This window comes from Mangrovibacter phragmitis, from assembly GCF_040429585.1.
GTDB lineage: Bacteria > Pseudomonadota > Gammaproteobacteria > Enterobacterales > Enterobacteriaceae > Mangrovibacter > Mangrovibacter phragmitis.
Genome location: NZ_CP134782.1, coordinates 3,572,998 through 3,595,407, shown reverse-complemented (window position 1 = coordinate 3,595,407; position 22,410 = coordinate 3,572,998). Strand labels below are relative to the sequence as shown.

Annotated in this window: 17 protein-coding genes and 6 pseudogenes; 18 read left to right on the top strand and 5 right to left on the bottom strand. The window is 51.7% G+C overall.

The genetic code is table 11. The features are described 5' to 3' along the window. The first annotated feature begins 59 nt into the window (after nt 1-59). From MPHASIOC01_RS17365 to ggt, 5 genes are all read left to right on the top strand, one after another. Nucleotides 60-1,082: an ABC transporter ATP-binding protein gene (locus tag MPHASIOC01_RS17365; protein WP_064600323.1), complete on the top strand. Its 1,023-nt coding sequence runs from the start codon at nt 60-62 to the stop codon at nt 1,080-1,082. A gap of 61 nt (nt 1,083-1,143) precedes the next feature. Next, nucleotides 1,144-2,268: an extracellular solute-binding protein gene (locus MPHASIOC01_RS17360; RefSeq protein ID WP_369937221.1), complete on the top strand. Its 1,125-nt coding sequence runs from the start codon at nt 1,144-1,146 to the stop codon at nt 2,266-2,268. Nucleotides 2,269-2,334: 66 nt separating this feature from the next. Continuing rightward, nucleotides 2,335-3,168 carry an ABC transporter permease gene (locus MPHASIOC01_RS17355; RefSeq protein WP_064600319.1) on the top strand — a complete coding sequence of 278 codons (834 nt, stop codon included), beginning with the start codon at nt 2,335-2,337 and terminating at the stop codon, nt 3,166-3,168. 59 nt (nt 3,169-3,227) lie between these two features. After that, on the top strand, nt 3,228-4,028 hold the full coding sequence (locus tag MPHASIOC01_RS17350; protein ID WP_064600720.1) for an ABC transporter permease: 801 nt from the start codon (nt 3,228-3,230) through the stop codon (nt 4,026-4,028). Between the two features lie 221 nt (nt 4,029-4,249). After that, the gene (gene ggt, locus MPHASIOC01_RS17345; protein ID WP_064600317.1) at nt 4,250-6,013 is read left to right on the top strand and encodes a gamma-glutamyltransferase; all 1,764 of its coding nucleotides are present in this window, start codon (nt 4,250-4,252) and stop codon (nt 6,011-6,013) included. Nucleotides 6,014-6,121: 108 nt separating this feature from the next. On the opposite strand, the gene MPHASIOC01_RS17340 is transcribed toward ggt, so the two are convergent. Beyond that, on the bottom strand, nt 6,122-6,289 hold the full coding sequence (locus MPHASIOC01_RS17340; RefSeq protein WP_064600315.1) for a DUF4223 family protein: 168 nt from the start codon (nt 6,287-6,289) through the stop codon (nt 6,122-6,124). 634 nt (nt 6,290-6,923) lie between these two features. Between MPHASIOC01_RS17340 and MPHASIOC01_RS17335 the strand changes: the two are divergent. Next, nucleotides 6,924-8,201 (top strand): annotated as a pseudogene (locus MPHASIOC01_RS17335) (OprD family outer membrane porin). A gap of 247 nt (nt 8,202-8,448) precedes the next feature. Here MPHASIOC01_RS17335 and MPHASIOC01_RS17330 read toward each other — a convergent pair. Together MPHASIOC01_RS17330 and MPHASIOC01_RS17325 are read right to left on the bottom strand one after the other, a co-directional pair. After that, the gene (locus MPHASIOC01_RS17330) at nt 8,449-9,801 is read right to left on the bottom strand and encodes a glycosyl hydrolase family 28 protein (protein WP_353612977.1); all 1,353 of its coding nucleotides are present in this window, start codon (nt 9,799-9,801) and stop codon (nt 8,449-8,451) included. Nucleotides 9,802-10,304: 503 nt separating this feature from the next. Next, a complete protein-coding gene (locus MPHASIOC01_RS17325) occupies nt 10,305-11,108 on the bottom strand; it encodes a DNA-binding transcriptional regulator (RefSeq protein ID WP_353612976.1) in 804 nt (267 codons plus the stop codon). Between the two features lie 189 nt (nt 11,109-11,297). Between MPHASIOC01_RS17325 and MPHASIOC01_RS17320 the strand changes: the two genes are divergently transcribed. From MPHASIOC01_RS17320 to MPHASIOC01_RS17275, 10 genes and pseudogenes are all read left to right on the top strand, one after another. Next, on the top strand, nt 11,298-12,962 hold the full coding sequence (locus tag MPHASIOC01_RS17320; protein ID WP_353612975.1) for a bifunctional 3-(3-hydroxy-phenyl)propionate/3-hydroxycinnamic acid hydroxylase: 1,665 nt from the start codon (nt 11,298-11,300) through the stop codon (nt 12,960-12,962). Between the two features lies 1 nt (nt 12,963). After that, the gene (gene mhpB / locus MPHASIOC01_RS17315) at nt 12,964-13,908 is read left to right on the top strand and encodes a 2,3-dihydroxyphenylpropionate/2,3-dihydroxicinnamic acid 1,2-dioxygenase (RefSeq protein WP_353612974.1); all 945 of its coding nucleotides are present in this window, start codon (nt 12,964-12,966) and stop codon (nt 13,906-13,908) included. Nucleotides 13,909-13,925: 17 nt separating this feature from the next. Beyond that, nucleotides 13,926-14,801 carry a 2-hydroxy-6-oxonona-2,4-dienedioate hydrolase gene (gene mhpC / locus MPHASIOC01_RS17310; RefSeq protein WP_353614952.1) on the top strand — a complete coding sequence of 292 codons (876 nt, stop codon included), beginning with the start codon at nt 13,926-13,928 and terminating at the stop codon, nt 14,799-14,801. Further along, nucleotides 14,801-15,607, top strand: coding sequence for a 2-keto-4-pentenoate hydratase (mhpD, locus tag MPHASIOC01_RS17305; protein WP_353614951.1), 807 nt, complete (start codon nt 14,801-14,803; stop codon nt 15,605-15,607). The genes mhpC and mhpD overlap by 1 nt, the downstream gene beginning before the upstream one ends. Next, nucleotides 15,600-16,550 (top strand): acetaldehyde dehydrogenase, encoded by a 951-nt coding sequence (mhpF, locus tag MPHASIOC01_RS17300; protein ID WP_353612973.1) that lies wholly within the window; start codon nt 15,600-15,602, stop codon nt 16,548-16,550. Before mhpD ends, mhpF begins: the two co-directional genes overlap by 8 nt. Continuing rightward, nucleotides 16,547-17,563 (top strand): 4-hydroxy-2-oxovalerate aldolase, encoded by a 1,017-nt coding sequence (mhpE, locus tag MPHASIOC01_RS17295; RefSeq protein ID WP_353612972.1) that lies wholly within the window; start codon nt 16,547-16,549, stop codon nt 17,561-17,563. The genes mhpF and mhpE overlap by 4 nt, the downstream gene beginning before the upstream one ends. A gap of 74 nt (nt 17,564-17,637) precedes the next feature. Then, nucleotides 17,638-18,834 carry a 3-(3-hydroxy-phenyl)propionate transporter MhpT gene (gene mhpT / locus MPHASIOC01_RS17290; protein ID WP_353612971.1) on the top strand — a complete coding sequence of 399 codons (1,197 nt, stop codon included), beginning with the start codon at nt 17,638-17,640 and terminating at the stop codon, nt 18,832-18,834. Between the two features lie 54 nt (nt 18,835-18,888). Then, nucleotides 18,889-19,065, top strand: a pseudogene (locus tag MPHASIOC01_RS17285) (DUF1778 domain-containing protein); the annotation flags it as partial. Further along, nucleotides 19,060-19,356: pseudogene (locus MPHASIOC01_RS17280) on the top strand (GNAT family N-acetyltransferase); the annotation flags it as partial. The pseudogenes MPHASIOC01_RS17285 and MPHASIOC01_RS17280, both read left to right, overlap by 6 nt. A gap of 175 nt (nt 19,357-19,531) precedes the next feature. Further along, nucleotides 19,532-20,128, top strand: a pseudogene (locus tag MPHASIOC01_RS17275) (LysR family transcriptional regulator); the annotation flags it as partial. 56 nt (nt 20,129-20,184) lie between these two features. Here the strand turns inward: MPHASIOC01_RS17275 and MPHASIOC01_RS17270 are convergent. Next, nucleotides 20,185-20,439 (bottom strand): annotated as a pseudogene (locus tag MPHASIOC01_RS17270) (sulfite exporter TauE/SafE family protein); the annotation flags it as partial. A gap of 287 nt (nt 20,440-20,726) precedes the next feature. Then, nucleotides 20,727-21,132: pseudogene (locus tag MPHASIOC01_RS17265) on the bottom strand (IS630 family transposase); the annotation flags it as partial. 127 nt (nt 21,133-21,259) lie between these two features. Here MPHASIOC01_RS17265 and dsbG point away from each other — a divergent pair. Beyond that, complete coding sequence (gene dsbG, locus MPHASIOC01_RS17260) at nt 21,260-22,036, top strand: thiol:disulfide interchange protein DsbG (RefSeq protein ID WP_353612970.1); 777 nt, start codon at nt 21,260-21,262, stop codon at nt 22,034-22,036. A gap of 32 nt (nt 22,037-22,068) precedes the next feature. Then, on the top strand, nt 22,069-22,410 hold the full coding sequence (locus MPHASIOC01_RS17255; RefSeq protein WP_353612969.1) for a DsrE family protein: 342 nt from the start codon (nt 22,069-22,071) through the stop codon (nt 22,408-22,410).

Here is a 22,410-nt window from a genome sequence, read left to right as displayed (position 1 = left end):
CAGACAAGTGAACACGTGTTCATTCAGGAAAAAAACAACCGAACTCAGGTTAAAAGGCAATGAGCTATTTACAAATCAGCCAGTTAACTTCCGGATACGGGAGACAGATTATTCTGCGTGACATTGATTTGTCGGTGAATAAAGGCGAAATGCTTGCATTGTTGGGGCCTTCTGGCTGCGGGAAAACCACTTTGCTAAATACCTTATGTGGGTTTATTCCTGCATTGTCTGGTGAGATTTCTGTTGGTGGGCGCAATATTACACTGCTGCCTGCTGAACAACGTAATATCACCATGGTTTTTCAAAGTTATGCGTTATGGCCTCATTTAACCGTGGCGCAAAATATTGGTTTTGGGTTGAAGGTGCGTAAAGTCGGCAAGTCTGAAAGCCAGCGCCGAATAATGGATTTACTCGCCATGGTCAATCTGGAAGGGATGGCGGATAAAAATGTGGCGGCATTATCTGGTGGTCAGCGGCAACGAGTGGCTCTGGCCCGTGCTCTGGCTATTGAACCTGATGTATTAGTGCTGGATGAACCACTTTCAAATCTGGACGCAAAAGTGCGCCTGAGCGTACGCCATGAAATAAAAACATTGCAGGAAAAACTGGGTTTTACCTCGTTAATTGTTACCCACGACCAGGAAGAGGCGCTGGTGATGGCAGACCGGATCGCGGTCATGAACCAGGGGACCATTGAGCAACTCGATACCCCTGAAAACGTGTATCAACACCCGGCAACGGCATTCGTTGCCGACTTTATGGGAGCAGATAACCGGCTGGTCTGGTTATCAGATCAATTGCCTGACTGTGTCAGGCCACAGCCGGAAAGCTGGGAAAGTGAAATTTATTTTCGCAGCACGGATGTCACCATTACCAGTGAACATACTGACCACACCTGTCCCGGGCTGTGCCTGCACGGGGTTGTCGAACAGTCGGCTTTTCTCGGCCACAACTACCGCCATGGTGTGCGGGTCAATAATCAAATGCTGTTTGCTGATGCTCCCAACTGTTGGGCGCAGCAAACCCCGGTAACACTCCATATTCCAGCGCCATCCTTGCACATTTTTGCTCGTGCAATGTAACGGCTTATTGTTCATTAATATTTTGGGGATAATTATGTTTTCCATAAAAAAATTGGCAGTAATGGCGTCACTTTCCTGCGGGCTGCTTACACCCTTAGCCTGGGGGGATACAGTGCTTAATGTGGCAACAGCCGGTGACCAGAATATGGTGGATTACGTGAAAACGTTTTTAGCACCGAAATTCGAAGCAACACATCCTGGCGTTAAAGTGAACGTTATAGGAACAGGGCCGGGAGATGCCGGTTCGAATAAAATTATGGAGAAGCTATCGGCACAGCAGGCGAGTGGCGTAAAACAGTGGGATATGGATGTTGCCGTGGTGCACCAGAAAGCAGGTGGTGAGTTGGTGGAAAAAGGCTTGCTGGCACGTTACCGGGATTCTATTCCTGAAGGCAAAATGGTCAGTGCGCAGAATGCGAAAAATGCATTGGGTGTGAATGTCGATGGCTATGTCATGCCGATGTTTTTGAGCCAGACGGCCATCGCCTGGAATAGTGACCTGGTAAAAAAACCACCAAAAAGTTATAGCGAGTTAGTGCAGTGGGTAGAAAAACACCCGAAAGCCTTTGGGTATAACGGTATCAAAAACGGGATGTCGGGTGTCAGTTTTGTGGTGGGGTGGATCTATGCCTGGGGCGGTACAGATGCCATGCGTCTGTCTGCTGGTCCCTATGATAAAGCCATTGAGCAAAGCTGGGTGCCAGCATTCCAGAAACTTAAAGCCTTTAATCAGAATGTGACATTTACACCGGGTAATGCAGGTACTCTCGACATGCTGAGCCGTGGTGAGATAGCTATGGGCCCAGTGTGGGTGGATATGTTTTATAGCTGGAAAGACCAGGGCAAATTGCCTCCGTCAATTAAACTTTCGCTGTTAGCGCCAGGGATGCCCGGGCAACCAATGTATTATGTCCTGCCTGCTAAAGCTGCACACCCTGAGCTGGCGCGAGATTTTATCAGCCTGGCAACCAGCCCGTCTGTTCAGGCTCAGGGGATTGTGAAGCAATTTAACTGGTATCCGGGGATTGACGCGAAATATGTAAAACCAGAGCTGGATACCGCTACCTGGGAAAAGCTGTTTGCTGAAATTACACCTCAGGCGCTGGCTGAATACGGCAAAAGTTTTCCTATAGCACCTTATTTTGATGACATCAAAGAAGGTTATGAAAGCCAGGTCGCAAATTAATTATTCAGCCCGGGTTGCTCACCCGGGCGTATTTTTGTCATTAATTCTGTAGTCGGACAGCCTGGGATGAGAAATAAAAACATTCAGTTATATCTGTTAGTCGCACCTGCCGCACTAATGATAAGCCTGCTGTTTATCTGGCCGATGGGGGCTTCTCTGGTTACCGCATTCACCGGTAAGCAGGCAGAATTCAGCCTTGAGCCAATGCGTAAAGTCTTTTCGCTCTATTCGCATGATATTGTTTTTTCTGTAGTTATCGTGCTGATTTCTCTGGTGTTACTGGCAGTGATTTCAGTAACAGTTTCCGCAGTAGTTGTGTTATCTCCCTGGCAAAAAGTAGTCCGGTTACTGGGCTTATTGTACCGGTTACCGCTGTTTATTCCCTTTATTGTCACGGCGCAAATGATGCGAACGTTCCTGGCAAAAAATGGATTAATGAACAATGCGCTGGTGGCGACCGGCCTGGCTAACCCACTGGAAACTGTGTCATTTTTAGGGTGGAAAGGCATTATTATTACCTTTGTCTGGAAGCAATTTGCTTTTGTCACGTTATTAGTTGCCGGGGCGATGGCGGCGGTAGATCCGGCGCAAATTCAGGCAGCACGGAATTTGGGCGCGTCCAGAATACGCATTTTATTTACTATTATTCTGCCGCAAGTTCTGCCCACCCTGGGTGTGGCATTGGTGTTGTCCACGGTGATGATGTTGTCTGTGCTTTCTGTCCCTTTAATGATTGGCACCGGTTCCCCCGGCATGTTGACAGTTGATATGGCTTTTCGTGTGAACTCTTATGGTGATTACCCGGTTGCCAGTGCATTGGGTATTGTTTCCTGGGGAATCTGTGCTGTGTTGTCCTGGTTTTATTTACGCTACAGCCTGAAAGAAAAAGGGGGCCAGTAATGGCATCGGCAATGTTACCTGTTCCGGTATCAGTCAAATTACCTCGGCGTATTTTGCAGATGTATAGTGGGCGGTTTTGGCAAACACTGCTGGTTATTTTTCTGGTGTTAGTTCTGCTTGGACCGGTTGTTAATTTACTTATCTGGAGTGTGGCGGAAAGCTGGTTTTTCCCTCATGCACTGCCCAGCCAGTGGGGTTTAAAATACTGGTTTCAGGTATTCAGCCCTTATAGTGATGTTTCTGGTTCATTATTTACCAGCCTCGGAATTGCGCTACTGAGCGTGTTGGTTTGCCTGGTTGTCTCTGTGCCTGCGGGTTATGCCCTGGCTCAACGTACTATGCCGTTACGCCTGGTGTTCATGTTGCTGTTTCTTGTCCCACAGGCATTCCCAAACCTGACTGTGTATATGAACGTTGCCCGCCTGTTTTACCTGTGGGGGCTTAATGGTACGGTACTGGGGGTGGTTCTGGTACACAGTGTGCATGGGTTAATGTATTCCGTCTGGATAAGTGTTGCTGCGTTTTCAGCCACAGACCCATTGCAGGCCAGAGCTGCCCGTAACCTGGGAGCCGGGCCGGTATACACTTTCTTCACCATTATTTTGCCTCAGGCAGCACCCGGGATAATCGCCGCGAGTATCTTTGTTTTTCTGGAATCAATGGATGAATTTACTGGCACTTTTTTTGTTGGTGCGCCGGATATTTCGACATTGCCGATTATGCTTTATACCGCCAGCATGTCTGGTAATTACCAGATATCGTCGATAACCGCGTTAATTCTGTTACTGCCTTCGGTGCTGTTTATGCTGGTCATTCATAAATTTATGCGCCCGGAAATGCTATCCCGTCTGGGGAAATAGCTTGCACCGACGGTGTGCATAGTTTTTATCTGTTTATAAAGGCATAAAAAATATATGGTTAAAATGTTTGCTGTTGAGAATATATCTGGCTGTTTTATAAATAATTAAATAAGCACTCAGCCTGGATTTGCCTATAGTTAAATTGGCCTGCCTCTTGCACGAATGGATTACCCTTCCTGCAAAGTTGCAGGCTTTTTTTACATAACAGGCAAGGAGTAACAATGCTAATAAGAAAATGGCAAGGGGCGCTTTCCATCGCAGCGTTATTGGTCAGTAGCCAGATTTATGCGGCTTCGGCGCCAGCAACAGAAGCACGACATGGGATGGTCGTAACATCTCAGGACCTGGCGACCAAAGTCGGGTTGGCAATTTTAAAGCAAGGGGGAAATGCCATTGATGCGGCGGTTGCGGTAGGTTACGCCGAAGCTGTAGTAAACCCTTGTTGTGGAAATATTGGCGGCGGTGGATTTATGACAATCCACCTCGCTGACGGCAAAGATACCTTCATTAATTTTCGCGAGATGGCACCAGCTGGAGCCAGCGTCAGGATGTACCAGGATGCAAATGGTAACCTGGTCAAAGGGGCGAGCCTTTATGGCTGGCTGGCATCTGGTGTACCCGGCACTGTGCTGGGCATGGAAACGGCGCGCCAGAAGTACGGTAAGTTGACGCGTGAGCAGGTTATGGCTCCGGCCATTAAGCTGGCCCGGGAAGGGTACATTCTCACCCGGGCGGATACGGACGTCCTCGACACAACGGTGGAGAGGTTCAAAAAGGACCCGTACATCGCCAGTATTTTCCTGCGCCCGGATGGCTCTCCATTACAACCAGGGGACAGGCTGGTGCAGCGTGACCTGGCAAAGACTTTGGAAGCAATAGCGAAACAGGGGACCGATGCTTTTTATAAAGGCCGTATTCCACAAGCAGTGGCTGCCGCGGCGAAAAAAGGCGGTGGGGTTATCTCAGCCGCAGATTTTGCCAATTATCGGGTGACAGAAACCGCGCCTGTTACCTGCACATACCGGGGTTACCGCTTCGTTTCGGCACCGCCGCCCAGCTCAGGGGGCGTCACGCTGTGTGAAACGCTGAATATACTGGAAGGGTATGATTTGAAATCTATGGGGTTCAACTCCGCTGCGGCTATCCATACTCTGACAGAAGCAATGCGCCATGCCTACCTTGACAGGAATACCTATCTTGGCGACCCGGCGTTTGTTAAAAACCCTCTGGACAGACTGCTCAGTAAGGATTACGCAGCAAAAATCCGGGCAACCATTCCTGCAGATAAAGCCACGCCTTCATCATCCTTAAAGCCTGGGGTTGCACCTCATGAAAAACCGGAAACTACCCATTATTCCATTGTGGATAGCGCAGGCAATGCCGTCTCCACCACCTATACCATTAATGGACGTTTTGGGGCGGTGGTGATGGCACCGGGTACTGGCTTTTTTATGAATGATGAAATGGATGATTTCACTACTAAGGTGGGAGCTAAAAACATGTATGGGCTGGTTCAGGGGGCGGCAAACAGTATTGCACCGGGCAAACGGCCTCTCTCTTCAATGAGCCCAACTCTGGTCACTAAAGACGGGAAAATTTTTCTGGTGCTTGGGTCACCTGGTGGTTCACGCATTATTACTATCACTCTGGAAACAGCTCTGAACATTATTGATTTTGGTATGGCGCCGCAGGAGGCGGTGAATGCACCACGTATCCATCACCAGTGGTTGCCAGATGAGGTTTATTATGAGCAACGTGGCGTCTCGGCAGATACACTAAAAATCCTGGCAGGGATGGGGTATAAAATGGTGGAACAAACTCCCTGGGGCGCGGCGGAGTTGATTATGGTTGGGCTGCCAGGCGCTGCGGGTGTCAGTACTGCCAGTTCAGGGAACGATAGTGCGGTATCAGGGAAAGTACGTGAAGGATATTTATATGGGGCAAATGATGTACGCCGCCCGGCGGGTTCAGCAAGAGGCTATTAACGGTTCTTGTTGATTAACCAGCTACAGCAAGAGTTTTTGCTGTACAGTTATAATTATTCCGGCCATATGATTATGTTGGCCGGAATAATTATTTTCAGACGAAGTGGGTTATTTTGCTGTGTCGCCACAACCACCAATAATTTTAGAGATGGAAACCGCCGGGTGCAGCAGGTAATCATAGCTGCAGTCTTTCTCTTTGTTCTGAATAGTGCCGCTGCATGCAGTTAAGGTAGAAATAACGGCCAGTAAAGCAAATACTTTTGCAGTTTTTTTCATTTTATAAATCCATATTAGTTGATAAATATTCATCCATTGTTGAAATTACTTTTCTCAACGGCGACAAAAATAGATATACGTGATTTTTTTGTCAATTAGTTAATGGGGTATTTGGTGTCGGTAATGAGTATTTCGGAAGTTTTCTTTAAGTTATTTATAATTCTTATGAGAATGACTAACGACTTATTGTAAATGTAAATAGTTATGGTCAGCCTGGCCGTGGTGTTCTTTGTGCTGTTGCCCGGGAAAGTTCCTCCGGGTTCTTGCTTTGCATACCCTTGCCGAAATTACTTATAGTGTAACCGCCATGGTAAAGCGGATTTTGTCAGTGATCGCGCGGCGAACGAAAGCGCTGTTCGACCGGTTTATTGTTAGTTTAAAAGGTGTTACTGCCAGTGCCATTCAGGAAAAAATGAAAAATAGCAATTTTTGGCTGTTTTTTATACAAAGCTGCTGTTTTCCTTACTATTGAGCACACAGTCTGCTAACCATCGCACCAATTGATAATACTTTTCGTTTGTTTGCCTGGTAAAAATGACAAATTGTATGCCTGTGTAACCTGTAGTTACATTGAGGTGTATGTTTTTCATTCAAATAAGCAATTATACAAACAGACAACACAGGTAAACACAACGTGAAAAAATCACTGCCTTTCGCCGCCTTGCTGGTCTTGTCGGCAAATGCGGCTGCGGCCGACTCAGGGCAACAGACCAGTAACGGCTTTCTGGAAGATAGTAACCTGGATGTATTGCTGAAAAATGCCTATATCAAGCGTGATTATAAAGACGTTGGTGTTCGCGACCGGGATGAATGGGGTCAGGCCATTATTGCGACATATAATTCCGGGTTTACTCAAGGGCCGGTTGGCTTTGGTGTGGACGGTATTGCTCAGTATGCAGTGCGCCTTGATGGTGGTCGCGGGCGTAGCGGCGCGGGCGGAATCGACTTCTTTGCTCAGGATCAGGATGGCAAAGCGAAGTCTGACTTAGCCAAATTTGGCGCGCGTGCCAAAATGCGCTTTTCCAATACTGTGTTGAGCTACGGTAATCAGCGCCCGGCATTGCCCATTGTTACTGCCGACGAATCCCGTTTGCTGTATGAATCTTTTACTGGCTTCATGTTGGATTCGCAGGAACTACGGGGGCTGGATATCAGTGCAGGCTATTTCACAGCAGAACAGTAAAAAAGCGACGACAGCCATGACAGTGGGTTAAACAGCCTGGCTTTTGCTGGCGCGCGTTATGCCTTTAATGACCAGTTTAATGCCGCTTTTTATGCGTCATCTGTGCAGGATGTGCAAAACAAGCAATATCTTGGCATGACGTTCACCCAACCGCTGACCAATGACCAGAAATTAATTCTGGACTTCAACGGCTATAATTCTCGCCTTGACCAGTCTTATGCCGACAGCCTGAATACTGGGCGCAGTAATACGATTTGGAGCCTGGCAGCAAGCTATGTGTTGTGGGATATCCATACCTTCAAAATCGCCTGGCAACAGAGCAGTGGCAGCACGGGTTACCATTATGGCGGTTATCGTAAAAATGGCGGTATCGGCGATGGCGGCAACACGATTTGGCTGGCTAACTCTTACTGGTCTGATTTCAATGGTGAGGACGAGCGCTCCTGGCAAGTGGCTTATTCGGTTGACCTGAGCGGGCTCGGTGCTCCGGGGCTGAGTTACGATGTGGCTTATGTGCGTGGTGACAACATTAAAACCTCTGCCAGCAGTAATGGTCACGAACATGAGTTCTTCAATCAGGTGCAGTACAAAGTGCCAAATGGCATTGCCAAAAACCTGAAACTGAAACTGCGCTATTCCGTATTGCGCGTCTCTTCTGATGCGGCGGATTACAACATTGGCGGTAATGAAATTCGCGTGTTTGTCGAATATCCGTTCTCTGTTATGTAAACCCGTTTGGGTGGCGGCAAAAATATGCAACCACCCAGTACCTTCTTCCCGGATTCAATACGCCATGGCTGTTTTGCACAGTAAAGCGCGGCATCAGCCACAGCAATACTCTCACTCGTATTCTTCCCGTTTTCCAGAACTTGCCAGCCCCATACTCACTGTTACCTGGTCACTCACTTCAGATTCTTCGTTCAGCCAGACTCTGGCAACGGATACAGGCGGCCTGCTCTACAACCCCGTGACCAGCTTACCGTTTTATGGGAATTGCCGGGAAAGTCTGCTCTTTATTTTTGGCCGGAAAAGGCACCCAGCGTTGGCTGCAACCAACGTAGACATTTGTACCCAGAGGCTTTCCGGGTAGCGCTGGACGGGTTCCTTCTGGTCCGGTTTGTATCTGCGCGAATTCAACCTGCCAGTGTGCGTCCATGTTGAAGCGAACTCCATCCAGCATGATGCCCAGAGGATGGGCTGCGTCAAAGCCACGCAGTACCAGGTTACCCGATGTGCCGACGACATCGCGAAGTATGATATTGCGATAGACCGGGATCTGGTTGCCCCGTGCGTTGGGAGTGTAGTGAGTATCGAAATCCAGTGGGCGGCGGTTGTCGCGCAGGCAAATGTGTTCGTAACGTACATTACGAACCAGCCCGCCGCGGCTGACATCACTTTTGATGCGCAGGCCCGAGGTGGTGCCATCCAGCGTCAGGTTCTGTACCAGTATGTCGCTGACACCGCCAACCGTCTCGCTGCCGATGGACAGTCCATGTCCCCAATAAAAGTGGTTGTCGATCAGTGATATGTGGGAGGTAGTGCCGCTACCGGCCTTGATAGCCACGTTGTCATCACCGGTGCGGATGAAGCTGTGAGTTATGGTCACATCCTGTGAGGCACCCGGATCGATGCCGTCAGTATTGCGTGCATCAGCTGGCGTATCAATGCGTATCCCCCAAAAGGTTGCACCCTCGACACCTTTCGGGGCCACATGGAAATTTGGTGAATTGTGCAGCGTGATTTGGTAGAAGGTGATGTCGCGCGAGTTATCGACCTCGATCAAACGTGGCACGTTCTGTCTGCCGCCTTCAGCTTGCGCGCGACGAGCCAACTGCCACCAGGTCTCTTTATGCCCGACCATAGTCTCACCTCCTTGCCCATCGATCACACCCTCACCAACGATGCCACCGCCTTGTGTGCCCCGAAACAATATAAAAGGTCTGCAGCCGTTTCCCTTGTCGTCAATGCTGCCGCAATGCCCGTCTTTGTCGTAAACCCGTGGATCGGTGCTGGCAGCCAGTACCGCATCGCGGTCAACCCAGAGTGTGACTCCAGATTTGAAGGTTAGCGGGCCGCTGATAAAGCGGCCGCTGGCCAGGTGTACCGCAGCTCCTGCAGGGCATCGATTGATAGCGTCCTGTATACGGAGGGTATCGTTGCGGGAAGATGAATCAGAAGCAGGTTCCAACGTGGTGCAGACATTCCTGGGCAAGGTTGGCTCAGCAACCTGTCGTCTGTCCTGAGCCACGGCAGCAGCACTGACCAGCAATCCTGCCCAGACATAAACACTGTACCCATATACCAAAAGTCTACGGTGATTCATGAGCATAAGATTACAAGTCCAGAATAGTGAAAGGGGTATTTTATTCCAGGCACATGACCGGCTAATGAAAATTTGCTGGCATTTGACGCTGGTATTGCGTGTATCTGGGGTGAACGTTCCGGTGAGGTGCGGGATATAGCTCAACGTTGGCGTATTCTACCGGGCAATAGTGTCACTGGCTTGATTGTGGCTGGCGGCATTAGTGAATGTGGTTTATTGGGTTAGCACCAGCTAATAAATATCGGTAATAAAATAAGTTGTAACTTATAAAAGTCAAAATAATGAAATTGTAATTGATGAGAAAAATTATCCCTGTCATGTTTTGTTTCGGGGTGGCAATGCTGTTGCTGCCTGGGTAACTGGCTTATTCCTCCTGTCAATTGACACAAAAGGCATTACATACACTGTCACTGACTTCCGTCTAAGAAAAGCATAGCGCCCGTAATACTTACAGGTAATACAATCCGGGCTGAGTTCCTTTTACGTGATCTATTATTTTGCGAAGCTATTTAGTAAAAAACCTCTTCATCGGACATACGCTCTTCTATCTGCCAGGCGACCTTCTGCAGCGAGGCAAGATATTTTTGCACTGCCTGGTCGATGGTCATCGCCTTGGCTATATATATCAGGCTCAGGCAGCCGATAACCCGCTGCTGGCGGCGGACAGGGACGGCAATAGAGGCGATTCTCTCCTCCTGCTGCCAGCCGCGAAAGTTTTCACCATAACCGTTTTGTCGGGTGCGTTCGAGAATGGCGGCCAGTTTTTCCGGCTCGCGCGCCAGCTGATACTCCACTTCCGGGCGGGCCGCCAGCATCTCGATTATTGGGTTTCGTTCATGTTCCGGAGAGAAGGCCAGCCAGGTCAATCCGGAGGCGGTCAGCAGCAGTGGCAGGCGGCGACCAACCATCGCCCGGTGGAAGGAAAGCCGACTGAAACGATGGGTTGTTTCGCGCACCACCATCGCATCGACATCAAGGGTGGTGATGTCGGTGGGCCATAAAACCTCCTGCAACAGCTCGCCAAGCAGTGGCGTGGCGAGGGCAGAAATCCAATGTTCGTCACGAAATCCCTCACTTAACTGACGAACTTTAATCGTCAACCGAAAGCTGTCATCGGAGCGACTGCGGCGAACATACCCCTCATCCTGTAGTGTTTCCAGTAGCCTCCTGACGGTAGTGCGATGCAGGCCGCTAAACTCGGCCAGAGTGCCGACCGTCGCGCCTCCGTCGAATTTATTTAACAAATTTAATAACAATAATCCACGGCTTAATCCGCGAACCGTTTTGTAATCTGCTGACGAGTTTTCGTTCATGCGTTTTCAATAAAAATCAGCTTAAACAATAGAGTGCACCAGGTGCACTCTGGATGATTTTTTTATTGTAGCGCAAATTACCGAACCTATACTGACCTCACAATAAAAATATATTTACATTTAATTAACAAATGCCCCGTTGAATTCTCTGCAAGGGCGGCAATTTGTCTGCAGCGTGAGGTCTTGAAAATGACAATATCTAATCCTGATATCCAACCGTCCGTACAGGATACTGCTCAGGTCGCTATTGCGGGCGCAGGCCCGGTTGGCCTGTTGATCGCCAACTACCTTGGACAGATGGGCGTAAGCGTACTACTGATTGAGAAGCTGGAGTCGCTGATTGATTATCCCCGCGCCATCGGTATCGACGATGAGGCGCTACGGGCGATGCAGGCGGTGGGGCTGGTGGACAAGGTGCTGCCGCATATCACGCCATGGCATGCTATGCGTTTCCTCACCCCGAAAGGGCGCTGCTTTGCCGATATTCAGCCGATGACCGATGAGTTTGGCTGGTCGCGCCGTAACGCGTTTATTCAGCCGCAGGTCGATGCGGTGCTGTACGACGGCCTCAGCCGCTTTCCCCACGTGCGCTGCCTGTTTTCCCGTGAAGTTGAAGCTTTTAGCCAGGATAGTGACGGTATCACTTTGAACATAAAAGGCAGCGACGGCGAGCGGGAAACCGTTCGCGCCGACTGGCTGGTGGCCTGCGATGGCGGAGCCAGCTTTATTCGCCGCACGTTGAATATTCCCTTCGAAGGGAAAACCGCGCCGAATCAATGGGTGGTTATCGATATCGCCAACGACCCACTGGCGACGCCGCATGTCTATTTGTGCTGTGACCCGGTGCGCCCGTATGTCTCCGCCGCGTTGCCGCACGGGATACGGCGCTTTGAATTTATGGTGATGCCGGGTGAAACCGAGGCCCAACTTAGCGAGCCGCACAAAATGCGCCAACTGTTGAGCAAAGTGCTGCCGGATCCGGACAATGTCGAGTTGATCCGCCAGCGCGTCTACACCCATAACGCACGTATCGCCGAACGCTTCCGCGTGGATCGTGTACTGCTGGCGGGTGACGCCGCGCACATCATGCCGGTCTGGCAGGGGCAGGGTTACAACAGCGGCATGCGCGACGCCTTTAACCTTGCGTGGAAACTGGTGCTGGTGGTTAATGGTAAAGCCGGGGAATCGTTGCTGGACAGTTACCAGCAGGAGCGCAGGGACCATGCCAAAGCGATGATCAACCTGTCGGTCACCGCCGGTAACGTACTGGCGCCGCCAAAACGCTGGCATGGTGCGGTGCGTGATGGTATCTCCTGGCTGCTGAACTATCTTCCACCGGTCAAACGCTACTTTCTTGAAATGCGCTTCAAGCCCATGCCGCAATATCACGACGGTGCACTGCTGGCAGAAGGCGAAGGGAAAACATCCCCGGTTGGCAAAATGTTTATCCAGCCGAAGGTCACGCTTGAAGGGGGGCAGGTGACGTTGTTGGATGAGGTGATTGGCGCCAGGTTCGCCATTATCGCCTGGGGTTGCAATCCGCTGTGGGGACTCAACGACGAACAGATTGCCCGTTGGCGCGCAGCCGGAGTGCAGTTTATCCGGGTCGTGCCGGAAGTGCAGATTCATTGCGCACAGGACAACGTGCCTGGTGTCACCCGCGTCGGCGATACGCAAAACCGCCTGAAAAGCTGGTTCGCGCAGCACAATACCTCCATTGCCGTTGTGCGCCCGGATCGCTTCGTCGCTACCGTGGCTATTCCGCAAACCCTGAGCAAAAAGCTTGACGCGCTGGCGGGCAAAATGCAACTGGCCGCCGCACAGGCCACAGCACCGATTGAACAGGTGGCCTGATATGAACGCTTATCTTCATTGCCTCTCGCATACCCCGCTGGTGGGCTACGTTGACCCGCAACAGGCGGTGCTGGATGAGGTCAATGGCGTGATCACCGACGCGCGGACGCGCATTGCCGCCTTCGACCCGGAGCTGGTGGTGCTGTTTGCCCCCGATCACTACAACGGCTTTTTCTACGATGTGATGCCGCCTTTCTGTTTAGGCATCGGGGCGACCTCTATCGGTGATTTCAGCAGTGCCAGTGGCGTTCTGCCAGTACCGACGGCGCTGGCGGAGGCCTGCGCCCATGCGGTGATAAAGGACGGGATCGACCTGGCGGTTTCTTACTGTATGCAGGTGGATCACGGTTTTGCGCAACCGCTGGAGTTCCTGCTCGGTGGGCTGGATATGCTGCCGGTTCTGCCTGTGTTTATCAACAGCGTCGCATCGCCACTGCCGGGCTTTAAGCGTACCCGTATGCTGGGTGAAGCTATTGGCCTTTTCCTTAGCACCCTCAATAAACGGGTATTAATCCTTGGCTCTGGCGGCTTGTCGCATCAACCGCCTGTGCCGGAGCTGACGAAGGCCGATGCCCATATGCGTGACCGACTGCTGGGCAGCGGTAAGCAGCTGCCGGCGGACGAGCGGGAGCTTCGCCAGCAGCGGGTCATTAACGCGGCGAAACAGTTTACCGAAGACCAGAACTCGCTCTATCCGCTCAACCCCGTCTGGGACAACCGTTTTATGAGCCTGCTGGAGCAGGGACGGCTGGCGGAACTCGATGCCGTCAGTAACGAAGAACTGTCGGCAATGGCTGGCAAATCGACGCACGAAATTAAAACCTGGGTGGCCGCCTTTGCCGCGCTATCCGCGTTTGGCCGCTGGCGCTGTGAAGGCCGCTATTACCGACCTATCCCCGAGTGGATTGCCGGATTTGGCTCACTGAGCGCCACCACGCAGAACTGAATTAACAGGAGAATATGATGAGCTACCAGCCGCAAACTGAAGCCGCCACCAGCCGTTTCCTCAACGTTGAAGAAGGCGGAGAAACATTACACATCCATTTTAATGACTGCGGTCAGGGTGATGAAACCGTGGTCCTGCTGCACGGCTCCGGCCCCGGTGCCACCGGCTGGGCCAACTTTAGCCGCAATATTGACCCACTGGTCGAGGCGGGCTACCGGGTGATTCTGCTGGACTGCCCCGGTTGGGGGAAAAGTGATTCTGTCATCAATCGCGGCTCTCGTTCTGATCTGAATGCCAGAGTACTGAAAAGCGTTATTGACCAACTGGATATCAGCAAAGTGCATCTGCTGGGCAACTCCATGGGTGGGCACAGCGCGGTGGCTTTTACCCTGAGCTGGCCGGAGCGCGTCGGCAAACTGGTACTGATGGGCGGCGGAACCGGCGGGATGAGCCTGTTTACGCCAATGCCGACGGAAGGCATCAAGTTGCTGAACGGCCTGTATCGCGAGCCGACCATTGAAAACCTGAAAAAGATGATGAGCATCTTTGTCTTCGATACCCGCGATCTGACCGAAGCCCTGTTCGAAGCGCGCCTCAATAATATGCTATCGCGCCGGGATCATCTGGATAACTTCGTCAAAAGCCTGGAAGCCAATCCGAAACAGTTCCCGGATTTTAGCCCGCGTCTCGGCGAGATTTGCGCTCAAACCCTGATCGTCTGGGGGCGCAATGACCGTTTTGTGCCGATGGACGCCGGGCTGCGTCTGTTGGCAGGGATCAACGGTTCCGAATTGCATATCTATCGCGACTGCGGCCATTGGGCGCAGTGGGAACATGCAGAGAGCTTCAACCAACTGGTGCTCGATTTTCTGGCGCGACCTGAGAAATCATGATGACAACTTTATCTCTTGAACTGCTGGCGCAGCGTTTGCGTGAGGCCGAAATGTGTGGCCTGGCTATTGAACCACTGCGCGATATTCTCGGTGTAGATAATGCGGAGGCGGCCTACGCCATCCAGAGGATTAACGTACAGCACCACATCGCCAATGGCCGCCGGGTAGTAGGGCGCAAGGTGGGGTTGACTCATCCTAAAGTGCAGCAGCAACTGGGCGTTGGTCAGCCGGACTTCGGCACCCTGTTTGCCGATATGTGTTACGGCGATAACGCCGACGTGCCGTTCATTCGGGTGTTACAGCCGAAAGTTGAAGCAGAAATCGCTCTGGTGCTCAGACACGACCTGCCGCATGCCGATACCACTTTTGATGAGCTGTACGCCGCCATCGACTGGGTGCTACCCGCGCTGGAAGTGGTCGGTAGCCGTATCCGCGACTGGTCGATTGGCTTTGTTGACACGGTAGCCGATAACGCCTCCTGCGGCGTTTACGTACTGGGTAGTCCGGCGCTGCGACCGGCCGGGCTGGATCTGAAAAACTGCGCTATGCGCATGACCCGTAACGGGGAACAGGTGTCCAGCGGGCGCGGCAGCGAATGCCTCGGCCATCCGCTGAACGCGGCGGTGTGGCTGGCGTGCAAAATGGCCAGCTTCGGCGAACCGCTACGGGCGGGAGATATTGTGCTGACCGGGGCGTTAGGCCCAATGGTGGCGATTAACGCCGGCGACCGGGTTGAAGCCCATATCGATGGTTTAGGTTCAGTGGCTGCGACTTTTGTCGCCAAAGAGGAAAGCAGAAATGAGTAAACGTAAAGTCGCCATTATCGGTTCCGGCAATATCGGCACTGATTTAATGATCAAAATTCTGCGCCACGGGCAGCACCTGGAGATGGCGGTGATGGTCGGCATCGACCCTGAATCCGACGGACTGGCCCGCGCCCGGCGCATGGGCATCGCTGTCACGCATGAGGGGGTGGGCGGGTTGATGCAGATGGCCGAGTTTGCCGATATCGATTTCGTTTTTGACGCCACTAGCGCCGGAGCGCATGTGAAAAACGACGCCGCATTGCGGGAAGCCAAACCGGGGATCCGTGTTATTGACCTGACCCCGGCTGCCATCGGCCCGTACTGCGTGCCGGTAGTTAATCTTGAGGCCAATATTGCTGAGGGTAACGTCAATATGGTGACCTGCGGCGGTCAGGCAACCATCCCAGTGGTGGCGGCGGTGTCTCGGGTAGCGAAAGTACACTACGCGGAAATTATCGCCTCGATTGCCAGCAAATCCGCCGGGCCGGGAACACGCGCCAATATCGATGAGTTTACCGAGACCACTTCGCAAGCCATTGAGAAAGTTGGCGGGGCGGCGAAAGGCAAAGCGATTATCGTGCTGAACCCGGCGGAGCCGCCGCTGATGATGCGCGATACCGTTTATGTACTGAGTGAAGCGGCGTCGCAGCAGGCGATTGCCGCTTCGATCGCGGAGATGACGGCGGCAGTGCAGGCCTATGTGCCGGGATATCGCCTGAAACAGCAAGTACAGTTTGAGGTGATCCCAGAAGACAAGCCGGTAAATCTGCCGGGCGTTGGTCGCTTTTCCGGTCTGAAAACGGCGGTTTACCTCGAGGTCGAAGGTGCGGCGCATTATCTGCCAGCTTACGCGGGTAACCTCGATATTATGACTTCGGCGGCGCTGGCGACGGCGGAAAAAATGGCCCAGGCGATGAACGACGCGGCGGGAGAAGCAGCATGAACGGCAAAAAACTCTATATCTCAGATGTAACCCTGCGCGACGGGATGCACGCGATTCGCCATCAATACTCGCTCGATAACGTGCGCCAGATTGCCAGGGCGCTGGATAGCGCAGGCGTTGATTCGATAGAAGTGGCTCACGGCGATGGTCTGCAGGGTTCCAGCTTTAACTACGGCTTCGGCGCACACAGCGATCTGCAGTGGATTGAAGCCGCCGCGGAGTCGGTAAGCCGGGCGAAAATCGCCACCTTATTGTTGCCTGGCATTGGCACCCTGCACGACTTGAAAAACGCGTATCAGGCCGGGGCGCGGGTGGTACGCGTAGCGACCCATTGCACCGAAGCGGATGTTTCGGCGCAACATATCGCCTTCGCCCGCGAACTGGGGATGGATACCGTGGGCTTCCTGATGATGAGCCATATGACCACTCCGGATCAACTGGCGCAGCAGGCGGTGAAGATGGAATCCTACGGTGCGACCTGTATTTACGTGGTTGATTCCGGCGGAGCGATGAATATGAACGATATTCGCGATCGTTTCCGCGCCCTCAAAGCGGTATTGAAAGCGGAAACCGCCACCGGGATACACGCGCACCATAACCTGAGCCTCGGCGTCGCTAACTCTATTGCCGCGGTGGAAGAGGGTTGTGATCGCATCGATGCCAGCCTTGCGGGGATGGGGGCCGGCGCGGGCAATGCGCCGCTGGAAGTTTTTATCGCCACGGCCGATAAGCTCGGCTGGAATCACGGTACAGATCTTTATGCCTTGATGAACGCTGCCGATGATCTGGTGCGTCCGCTCCAGGATCGCCCTGTGCGGGTTGATCGCGAAACCCTGGCGCTGGGCTATGCCGGGGTTTACTCCAGCTTTCTGCGCCACAGCGAAGTGGCGGCGGCGCGCTACGGCCTGAGCGCGGTGGATATCCTTGTCGAGCTGGGCAAGCGGCGGATGGTGGGCGGCCAGGAGGACATGATTGTCGACGTCGCACTGGATCTGCTTAATCGTAGCAAATAAAGGAGACGAGCGGCTGGCAAAGCATCAGCCGCCATTCACCTGCTCCGCTTGTCCGGATATCGCAGAGGTACCCTATGATCAATACAACGACTGCAAGCAATTCGCGCCTGATGTTAACCGTTGGGCTCTGTTTTATGGTGGCCCTGATGGAAGGGCTGGATTTGCAGGCGGCGGGCATTGCCGCCGTCGGTATGACCCAGGCGTTCGCGCTGGATAAAATGCAAATGGGCTGGATTTTCAGCGCTGGGATCCTTGGCCTGCTGCCAGGTGCGCTGGTTGGCGGTATTCTGGCGGATCGCCTCGGCCGCAAGCGTATTCTGTTGGGATCGGTGTTTCTCTTTGGCCTGTTTTCCATTGCCACCGCGCTGGCGTGGAATTTCCCGACGCTACTACTGGCGAGGCTGTTGACCGGCGTTGGGCTGGGCGCGGCGTTACCGAATCTGATTGCGTTAACCTCGGAAGCCGCTGGCCACCGTTTTCGCGGCAGGGCGGTTAGCCTGATGTATTGCGGCGTTCCCATCGGCGCGGCGCTGGCGGCTGCGCTGGGTTTTTTCGGCCTTACCGGGGCCTGGCAGACGGTGTTCTGGGTTGGCGGTATTGTTCCGTTGCTGCTGGTGCCGCTGTTGCTGCGCTGGCTGCCGGAATCGCAGGTCTTCCGGCGCAGTGCCGAAGGCGTGCCGTTAAGCACACTCCTCGCGCCGGGCAACGCCACAGCCACTCTGCTGCTGTGGCTGTGCTATTTCTTCACGCTGCTGGTGGTATATATGCTGATTAACTGGCTGCCGATGCTGTTAGTCGGTCAGGGATTCAGCCCCAGCGAGGCGGTGGGAGTGATGTTTGTCCTGCAGCTTGGCGCTGCCAGCGGTACGCTGCTTCTGGGGGCGCTGATGGATAAGCTCAGCCCGCTGTGGATGTCGCTGCTGATTTATATCGGCATACTGGCGTCGCTGCTGGCGCTAGGCACCGCGACGTCATTCGGCACGATGCTGTTCTCTGGATTCGTCGCCGGACTGTTTGCTACTGGCGGGCAGAGCGTGCTGTATGCACTGGCTCCGCTGTTTTATCGCACCGAAATCCGTGCAACAGGAGTGGGGACGGCGGTGGCGATTGGCCGCCTTGGCGCGATGAGTGGTCCGTTACTGGCCGGAAAAATGCTGGCGCTGGGTACCGGAACTATCGGGGTGATGGCCGCCTCTGCCCCAGGCATTCTGCTGGCAGGCGCAGCGGTATTCTGGCTGATGAGCCGACAGAAACGCACGGCGGTAGCCTGAATGATGTCCAGATGGTGCGGGTGACATTATCTGGATTTTACTCCCGAAACCTCAGGTGCAGAACGAACTGCTTTCATGCTGGAAGCTGCTCGGGCTGCCGCAGAGGAAGCGTTGCTCGAACAGCGCATCATTATGGCCGCTCCAGAGGCTTACCAGGAATTTCTTACCCGTTTGGATCAGGCTCCTGCAGCAAATGTTGCACTGCGCAAAACTATGCAAACTGCTGCGCCCGGTCGTTTTCGCCGTAATATGCCCGATCCGATCCCTATATAGTGGTGTTGGGATGACTGGTAGTGGATCAATCACTGCATGGTCAAGGGGTTGGACGTGTGCTGGTTCGCGACACCGGATTGCGGGGCAGATACTATTGGTATCCGCGGGATGTTGGTTCATGCATTATCTGATGAGGCACGAGAATTTTACTTGCGGGTGGGGTTTGAGCCATCGCCGGTAGTGATCTTACCCAGCAATAGTGGACAAGATCACCAATCCCAACGAAGGTCAGTCCGATCCTGTATCTGAAAGTCTTTTCGAATGAATGGTGGCTCCTGTAACACAGAACAGATTTTATCTAATACTATAATTGTAATTATATCAATTGACTATGTGCTTTTACTGCAGATAAGTTCCGGACTCAGGATAAGCAGTAGTGAAAGGTCGGATAAAGCGCTATATATCAGAGGAAGCCTGTTTTTTTATGCGATTTGATATCATCGATTTGCGTCTGTTTCTGAATGTTTATAAGGCGGGAAGTATTACCGGCGGTGCTGCATTGTCCCATCTTACGTTGCAGTCAGCTAGCGAGCGCATTCGCGGTATGGAAAGCGAGCTCGGTGTTCCTTTGTTTAGTCGTTCGAGAAAAGGTGTGAAGCTGTCAGATGCGGGATATTCGTTGGTCAACCATGCCAATATTGTATTGCAGCAGGTTGACCATATGCGTAGTGAATTGCACCAATATGGCAAAGGGCTGCGTGGACATATCAATCTGTTATGTAACTCTTCGGCACAAAGCGAATTTTTACCCAGTCTGATCGGTCCTTATTTACTCAGTAATCCCAATATTTCTATTTCCGTTAAAGAGATGCTTAGCCACGACATTGTCGCGGCAGTTAAGAATCAAATGGCGAATTTGGGTATCGTTGCTGACTCGACCCAGTTGAATGGGCTGGCCTCACTCCCTTTCAATGATGACGAACTGGAGGTGTTTGCACCGGCAAAAGGCCGTTGGCATGATACCGAAAGCACGACGTTTGAAGAGATCGTCATGACTGAATTTATCGGATTTACCCGGGGATGGGAGTTTAGTGGCAATAAGCCCCAAAGGGCATACATAATAAGCACGATACCCAACGCTACTTCAGTCCATGAGGATGTAGACGTTAAGCCGGGTAACACACTGAAAAGCGTACCAATGAAAATTCCTGCGATAAATCCCCATAATCTTTTAATTAAACTAAGAAATGCGGGGCCGATGAAGAGTTGCCATATATTTGTTACCAGAGAAGGGATAATTAACAAACTGGCTGCGCTAGCCGGTGCCATAACGATGGTTAATAACCCCATGGATATCGTCGGTAGTCCCAGCCCAATCACACCTTTCACCATTCCAGACAACAGGAATACAGACATAATGGTAATCACTTGATTCCCCTATTTTAATGATATCGAGCTTTATATCTTTGCTGGCCGGGATATTAAGTGGGGAGATAATGCCTGTATATGAGTTTTTCGCTAAGAGTATATCAAGGAAAAACTGATTTTATTATTTATAGTGATATGCGTGAATACATGGCGTAACAGAAAAAGTCCTGATTGGAATTTTCATTAAAAATCAGCAGGAATAACTAAATAAAAACATATAATTAATGATTAAATAGCTGCGTCTAATACCGCTACACTTTTGCCTGACCATTTTTCCTCCGGGGAATGGGCTGGCGGTTTCCATAAAATGGCGGACCTTTTTCAGTAACTGCCACATTGAGCGGTACTGATGATTACGGGTTATCGTGTCATGAAGCGACTGCCATAACCGCTCAACGTGGTTCACCCACGGCGAGTAAACCGACTGATAAATGACACTGAACTTTGGATTCGCTTTCAGCCAGTGCTGTGTTTCATGGCTTTTATGGATAATGTAATTATCCACGATGAGTGTGACGGTTTTTGCCCGTCGATATGTGGCTTCAAGGTGCTTCAGCAGACTGATAAACAGTCCCGAGCTTTGCTGTTACCTCCAACGTAACTGACCTTTCCCGTGCCGCTGTGTAAGGCTCCGGCAAGATAATATTTTTCATTCTTTTCCTATATTACTTGTCCTGTTTTGCATATAACTAAAAAATATAACATATAAATAACTTGTATATGATAATGGCAATAATTACTTGCATGTGAGCTAAATATTTGATTTTGATTTTCCGGAGAAACAATGATAACCCCTAACTACTTATCTTTTCTGTGTTTTCTGTTACCGCTATTCAGCATGTCGGCGCAGGGGGCCGTTGAAAAGCTTCCTCTGCCATTGCAGGCATTACAGAAACAAGGGCTTGAGTTCAAAGGTCAATTTGATGCGGGGCCAAATCTGCATGGCTATGTGGTCCAGTATCAGGGGCAGGGTTCAACTGTATTCCTCACGCCCGATAAGCAGCACGCAATTGTGGGTAATCTGATTGACAGCAGCGGCAATAATCTCAGCGATCCGCAGGTAGAGAAATATGTCTATGCCCCGATGGGAAAACAAATGTGGAGCCGGCTTGAAAGTAGCCGCTGGATTACAGTCGGTAATGAGAAAGCACCGCGTATTGTTTACGCATTTTTCGATCCCTTCTGCCCTTACTGTGCGCAGTTCTGGGAGAAGTCTCGTCCCTGGCTGGATTCGGGTAATGTACAGTTGCGCGTCCTGCTGGTCGGTATTCTTCGTCCGGAAAGTACTCCCCGCGCTGCCGCAATTATGATGGCGAAAGACCCGTCTAAGGCACTGGAAGATTATGAAAATACACACGGGAAAACATCGCCATCTGTCCCTGAAACAGTCAACCCGGAAGTCGCCAGCGCACTGAAAAGTAACCTTCAGCTGATGGAAAACCTGGGCAGCGACGCCACGCCGGCTATTTATTACCTCAACCCTAAAGGCCGTTTACAGCAGCAGCAGGGGGTACCGCCTGATGATGACACTATGAACACTATCATGGGCAGCAAACCCTGACGCCATAATCACTACAACATCAGTAAGGCATCATGATGAATATCCTGTTCCACATTCCTGAATTATCGCGTGTCACTCCCTGTCTGAATAACGTCAGGAATTACCTGAAAGCCGTCGATACGGATGCAGATAAATTCCGGATTGTCTTCAATGGGAATGCCGTTAACAGCCTGGTTGACAAAACAGAGAGTGCCGACCAGTGGAAAGATTTAGCCGAAAAACATAATAACATTCAGTTAGATGTTTGTAGCAATTCACTCCGGGGGATGGGCCTTCTCCCTGAAAGCCTCATTCGGCCCATCAGCATTGTGCCTTCCGCTATTCTGACGCTGGTCACGCTGCAGAATGAAGGCTGGATTTACCTGCGCCCTTAA